Origin of the sequence: Rickettsiales endosymbiont of Peranema trichophorum, from assembly GCF_004210275.1 — a bacterium.
Lineage (GTDB): Bacteria > Pseudomonadota > Alphaproteobacteria > Rickettsiales > Midichloriaceae > RICK02.
On the sequence record NZ_SCFA01000101.1, the window covers coordinates 1 to 6,428 of the forward strand.

The 6,428-nt window shown below is 40.0% G+C and carries 7 protein-coding genes; all 7 read right to left on the reverse strand.

The genetic code is table 11. The annotated features are described in order from the left end of the window. The coding region (locus EDM53_RS05210; RefSeq protein ID WP_130122602.1) for an ABC transporter permease subunit at positions 1–631 on the reverse strand (631 nt) is incomplete at its 3' end. Then, positions 621–1,355, reverse strand: a complete 735-nt coding sequence (locus tag EDM53_RS05215; RefSeq protein WP_130122603.1) for an ATP-binding cassette domain-containing protein — start codon at positions 1,353–1,355, stop codon at positions 621–623. The genes EDM53_RS05210 and EDM53_RS05215, both read right to left, overlap by 11 nt. A gap of 649 nt (positions 1,356–2,004) precedes the next feature. Further along, on the reverse strand, positions 2,005–2,145 hold the full coding sequence (locus EDM53_RS06245; RefSeq protein WP_165379664.1) for a hypothetical protein: 141 nt from the start codon (positions 2,143–2,145) through the stop codon (positions 2,005–2,007). A 150-nt stretch (positions 2,146–2,295) separates the two neighbouring features. Then, on the reverse strand, positions 2,296–3,849 hold the full coding sequence (locus tag EDM53_RS05220) for an Hsp70 family protein (RefSeq protein ID WP_130122604.1): 1,554 nt from the start codon (positions 3,847–3,849) through the stop codon (positions 2,296–2,298). Next, entirely contained in the window at positions 3,839–4,351 is a 513-nt protein-coding gene (gene hscB / locus EDM53_RS05225; RefSeq protein ID WP_165379665.1) for a Fe-S protein assembly co-chaperone HscB, read from the reverse strand. Before hscB ends, EDM53_RS05220 begins: the two co-directional genes overlap by 11 nt. Positions 4,352–4,469: 118 nt before the next feature. After that, on the reverse strand, positions 4,470–5,693 hold the full coding sequence (rodA, locus tag EDM53_RS05230) for a rod shape-determining protein RodA (RefSeq protein WP_242507901.1): 1,224 nt from the start codon (positions 5,691–5,693) through the stop codon (positions 4,470–4,472). Between the two features lie 31 nt (positions 5,694–5,724). Continuing rightward, the coding region (locus tag EDM53_RS05235) for a peptide chain release factor 1 (RefSeq protein ID WP_130122606.1) at positions 5,725–6,428 on the reverse strand (704 nt) is incomplete at its 5' end.

The window sequence follows — 6,428 nt, forward strand, 5'->3', positions numbered from 1 at the left end:
GGCTTGCTAATCCGTGAATCACTATACCAACACCCATTCCCACATCCATGAATTGCTGTATTTGGACTATTAGGCTGCCAGCTAAGCCAAACATAGACCCTGCAATGAACAAACCTAGGCTTGTATACTTGTTCACACTAACCCCATGGTTTATAGCGAATTTGGGATTGCTGCCTATTGTTCGAAATCGCAAGCCAAAGTCAGTATACAAAAACAAGGTAAAGGGTATCATGCAAAGCATCGCAATAATGATTAGCGATATAATATCAACTTTTATGCCTCCCATCTCAAATAAGGCTATATTTGGCTTACCTATAATCCTGAGATTAATGCTATACACCATGGTGCTGAGTATAATGCCGGCGAGCAAACTATTAACCTTGAGACGCAAAGCGACTTGCGCTGTGCAGAGTGCCATAAATCCCCCAGCAACAATACCACACACCATAGCGAACATTTGTGGCGTCCCTGCAACAATTAGGGTTGCACACACTCCACCTCCAAGTGGATAAGCCCCTTCTGCTGTTAAATCTGGGAAATTGAGGAACCGGAATGGAATCATAATTCCAAAGGCAATCATCGCGAGTATCAGACCTTGCAGTATTCCAACATATAAAAGCTCAATTGTCATTTTCACCTCCAGATACTAAAAACTGATCTTCGTACTGATGAAACATAGCCAATAAATCTTGCACCTTCAGTCTACTTTTTTGTTCTTTATCTAAATCCAAAACAATCTTGCCTTGATGCAACATGATTAAGCGATCGCCATACTTTATTGCATCGTCCATTTTATGAGTAATCATAATGGTTGTAATACTATGTTGCATTATTTGTCGCACTGTATATTCCATTAATAAGTGCTGCATTTTAGGATCAAGAGCCGAAGTGTGTTCATCTAGCAACAGAATTTTCTTACCTGAGTTAACTGCCATTAACGTTGCAATCATTTGCCTTTGCCCGCCAGACAGCATCTTCAAAGGCTGATCAATACATTCCTCCAAACCAATGCCTAATTCTTTTAGATTTTGGATCACTTGAGCTTTATACCGTTTATAAAATAATAGCTGTGGGGATTTCATTTCGCTTAATACTATATTCTCAAGCAATGTCATCTCAGGCACAGTTCCCAAATTCACATCTTGGACTACCTGCGCCACCTCGCCTTCACGTTTTATGGTACCGGTATCGGCTTGATACTCGCCACTTATCAGCTTCAGTAAAGTGGATTTACCGCACCCATTAGCTCCAATTAAAACGCAGAAATCTCCATGCTCTAATAATAGATCAGTGGTGTCTATTATACGCCTAAAAGATCCTGGGAATGATTTACTGATGTTTGAAATTTCAATCATAAATCACTCCACAATTTCTGTATTCGCTGGAATATGTGGTCTATAATCAGCAATCGCTACAACAGGTAAATTGTTGTATATCTGATTATTATCAATAGTGAATGCTGTTATAAAAATTATAAGTACAGCGTAATAAAAGAACTTTTTCATATGTACTCCATGTCAAAAGTTTAGTTTTATAGATAAAAGTGCATTAGGTTAATGTTAATGCAGATCAATTACAGCAAAGTAACTATACTATTGGCCGGACGGCCATGACATAGAGAAAACAGGGGATGATTGAAGTAAATATTCTAAAACAAGAGATAACATATTACAAACCATAGATTAAAAAATTGACAAAGTAATGGGCACAAACAAATTAACGCCAGCGCCAACCTTGAGTTATCAATTTTTTAGTTACTAAGTTTAACATTGTTCTTGTTTTATAAAATACAAATGAAGCTGTATAATAAAGCTCAGACTCCAATATACACTAATATTGATACGCTGTCACGCACATAATATTTTTTTAAAGGCGGTAATGCTGTCTGCTCCCGACCTCGCCAGTTTTGAGATTGTTATGTGGTTGTAGAGCCCTGTTTATCCCTTTCTTTAAATCGCGTCAATCCAACTTTGAGAACGTTCCTGAGACAAGCTCAAGCGTTCATCAAACCAAGTCTTTTCCAAGGTAAGGATACAGCATAGTCAGTTCTATAGGTGCCTCAGGTGGGGGTTTTGTAGGAACATATGCTTTATATGACTCACCAGAGACCTTTTGTGTAATGTATATTCCTATTCTTTTATTCATAAGCCATTTTTTCTTAAGCTGTACACACTAAGAAAGGATATCAAGCTATCTTTTCTTAGTCAAGATGCTAAAGAAAAGATACGTACGGTGTCTTGCGTTTGACTACTATACAATAGTTACATTGGAGCTTTGTAATACAAACATCGTAATCTAGTTCTGTTGTACGATGGAATGACAAAAGAGCGACAGTATTTCCGTTTCAGTTAGATCGTGTGTGGGCTTGACTTCTATCTCCTTGGTAATACCACTAATGTCCTCTTGGGCTGTTACAGATAATATCCCATTAGCATCTACCATAAATTTCAAGTGTATTCTCATAGTTCGTGCAGACATCTCCGGTAAACCCTTTAGCTCAAATTTCGCTATAGATCTGCACTTTGAAGCGTGTTGACTCTCCCCTTGCACGATATGAATCATCACGTTTTTTTGTCCATCCACATCTGTGGTATATGTCTTGGTGTAAACCGTAGGAATAGTCGTGTTGCGTGGAATGATCACCTCCGTAATATCCCCCAGTAATTCTATTCCTATAGACAATGGAACCACGTCCAGTAGTAAATGCCCAGCTTTTCTGGTCAATGCTTCCGCCTGTATCGCAGCACCAAATGCAACTATCTTATCGGGAGCAATCGAATCAAGCGGTGTTTGTTTTAAAAACTCCGCAAGCTTGCGTTTTACAATTGGGGTCCTGCTCGCCCCTCCAACAAGAATGGTTTCTTGTAAATCGTCGACACCAAGATTAGCATCGTCTAGCGCCCGTTGAAAAAGCCGTATCGTTTGCTCTACATCAGGTGATATTAACTCTTCAAAAGTCGCCCTAGTGACCCTTTTGACCCCAGTATTAGCAATAATGCCAGCCCACTCTTGATGCGTTGTAAGATGTTCTTTTACTTTTCTAACCTCCAAAATAGATGCGTTAAAGGTGCCAGGAAGTTGCTCTCCTGAGTGCATGTCTTGAGGCAATAGGTATTTCAAAAGTCGCATGTCAAAATTATCACCACCCAAATCCGTCTTGCCGCATGTTGCAATAACTTGAAATATCCCCTTGTGCAGCCTCAGTATCGATATATCTATCGTGCCACCACCCAAATCATAAATAGCGTATATACCATCCCTAGTTTGATTGCCATCATATCTATCCAAACCATAAGCAAGTGCTGCTGCCGTCGGTTCATTGATTAGCCTCAATACGTTCAAACCAGCAAGTTTAGCTGCTTGTCTGGTTGCATTCCTAGCAGTATCATCAAAATAGGCTGGTACAGTAATCACAGCGTCTTGAATCTCTTGCCTCATAAATTTCTCCGCACGCTGTTTCAAAGCAGCTAGTATATGAGCAGATACCTCCACTGGAGTAATCTTGTGCCCATCAACTTCAAGCGTAATTCTGTTTGATTCTTTTGATAAGTAAGGCACTTCCAAATGCTGAACTTCCCCAATATTTTTGCCCATCAGTCTCTTGACAGATGACAGAAAATGTGAAGCTTCCAAAGCTTCCTTCCCAACCAAAATCTGTCCCTTATGATGTGTAACAACTGAGGGCATCAGCTCATCCTCTATGCCATCGTGCGCTATGATAAAGGGCCTGCCATTTGAACTAAACGCAACTAATGAGTTCGTCGTGCCTAGATCGATTCCTATCGCTATGCCAGGCTGCAATTGTTCCACTTGAGCACTATCATCGGTTACAATATCTTCAGGACGCATCTTGGTGTTTTAGTTGTTTTGTTATTGACTGTTTGATGGATTCTAACAGTTTCAGCTTAATATATACTGATAGTGCTTCTTGATAAGCTCTTTTTTCAAAATGCGTTATCAGTTCCTGTCTCGCGCTCTCTTCCAATTTCAATATGTTTGTGTAAAAATCTGTGAGTTCCTTCTGTGACTCACATTCTTCAAGTTGTGCATGAAGCTCAAATGACTCCTCAATGAATTCAATAGGTGCAGCCCTATTCTCTGGAGACATTCCTAAGACTTGAAATGCATGATGAGCTCTTGTAAGCGGATTTTTTAAAACATGATAACCTTGGTTGATAATTGCGCTATTTGCTAACGCTATAGACTGCTCTGATGCCACTCGATGCACGTACCGATCTGGGTGATATAGCGACTGCAGCTCATACAATTTTTGTTCAAGCTCTTCATTAGTCAGGTTAAGGGATAACTTTACGCCAAATATTTCAAAATAGTCGTGTGAATCAATCGGCAAAATTTTATTGCAACCTTGGCACATCTTTGAGGAAAGGTACTCTCTGTTGTTCTGATGCCTACAGTGTGGACACGAAATCATATGAAAATCTTTTTCCTATAAGTTCATTGGTGGGGGGTTAGTCACCTCTCAATCTTGCCCACGCAACGTTTAACACCAGTGCTATACTCATGTAAGACACCACAAGATTAGAACGACCGTAAGATAAAAAGGGCAACGGTATTCCTACCGCCGGCAAAAGTCCAGCTATCATACCAATGTTAATCAATACATGTGTAAAAAACAATACACTGACACCGACGCATATTAACCTGCCAAACTCATACTTGCAATTGATAGATGCGTAATAACAGCTTAAACATATTGTTAAGTAAATGCAGATCAGACAAAAGACAGACAATAAGCCAAATTCCTCTGCAAGTAAAGTGAATATAAAATCTGTCTGTTTCTCAGGTAGGAAGCTGAGTTGGCTTTGAGTACCTTGTAATAATCCCTTACCTAGAAATCCACCAGAGCCTATTGCTATCTTGGATTGCATGATGTTATACCCTGCTCCAAGCGGATCGCTTTCTGGATATAAAAAGGTCAGGATACGTCGTTTTTGATACGCGTGCATGAAATGCCAAACGAGCGGCAGTACCGGCAAAGCAGAGATAATCAATATTGGGAATCTTTTTATCGTCACCCCTGCAGCAAAGAATATTGATACAGAAATGCTGATAATGATGATTGCAGTTCCTAAATTTGGTTGTCTCAAGATCAGAATTGTTGGTATCAAGACCAATGCTATTGGAGTGCAAAGAAAACCAAATCTTTGAATCATATTGTGATTTAAAGAGGCAAAATATCTTGATAGCACCAAAATAATCGCAATTTTCGCAAATTCAGACGGTTGGATGCTGATATAGCCAATTTTGAGCCACCGTTGAGCACCCATTGCCTTGTGACCTATGACGTCTGCAAGGATCAACAAGATTATGGTCATAACATAATAAAAGTAGGACCATCTATGAATTGTCTTGAGGTCGATTGTAAATAGCACTAAACAGATAGGAAGGGTACCTATCATAGTGTACAGCTGTTTTGTCAGCCATGGTTCCACATGACCCCCTGCTGCTGAGTACAACAACAGTATACTAGTGGCAGAAGCAAAACACACAATGGCCACAAGTATTGCAGTCAGTCTTCGAGTGTATTGCCCTTTCATTGGTAACTGAGTAGAGAACATGTGAGGTGTTCTGGTGTTCTTAGGTAATTGATTCACCTCCAAGTTGACAGGCATCCCTCCATCACACTTTTTCATATTTGTGTTGATGATTATCTCCTGAGCTATATGCGTCATACAAGTTGTATACTTGTGTTGAAATGCTCTACTAGCATTCAGAATCTGCCAGTTTGGCAGCCTGCGCTTCTGCTATCAGTACTTCAATGAATTGTTCCAAACACCCCTCGTTCAAGACTTTATGAAGGTCATGTGAAGTAACGTTAATCCTATGGTCTGTAATGCGACTCTGTGGGTAATTATACGTTCTAATCCTTTCAGACCTATCACCGCTTCCAACTTGTCCTTTTCTTAATGCGGATCGCTCTCTGTCTATTTTTTCCCTTTCTGCTTCGTATACCCTTGATCTCAAAATTTTGAGAGCTTTTGCTTTATTTTTATGCTGAGATTTTTCATCTTGTTGAATTACTACTGTACCAGTAGGTAAATGTGTGATCCTTACAGCGCTATCCGTAGTGTTGACGTGCTGTCCGCCAGCTCCACTTGCCCTAAACACATCTATTTTTAAGTCTTTTTCCTCTATTGTGATATCAACTTCTTGTGCTTCAGGTAACACGGCCACCGTAGCCGCTGAGGTATGTATGCGTCCGTTTGACTCTGTTTCTGGTACCCTTTGCACTCTGTGCACTCCAGATTCAAATTTCAATTTTGCAAAAACTCCCTTACCTGTGATCAAAGCAGAAGCTTCCTTGTAGCCGTCAAGACCTGTTTCTGAAGTTGACAGTATTTCAAAGCTCCACTGATTTCTTTCAGCATATTTTTGATACATTCGAAACAAAGTAGCCGCAAACAGTG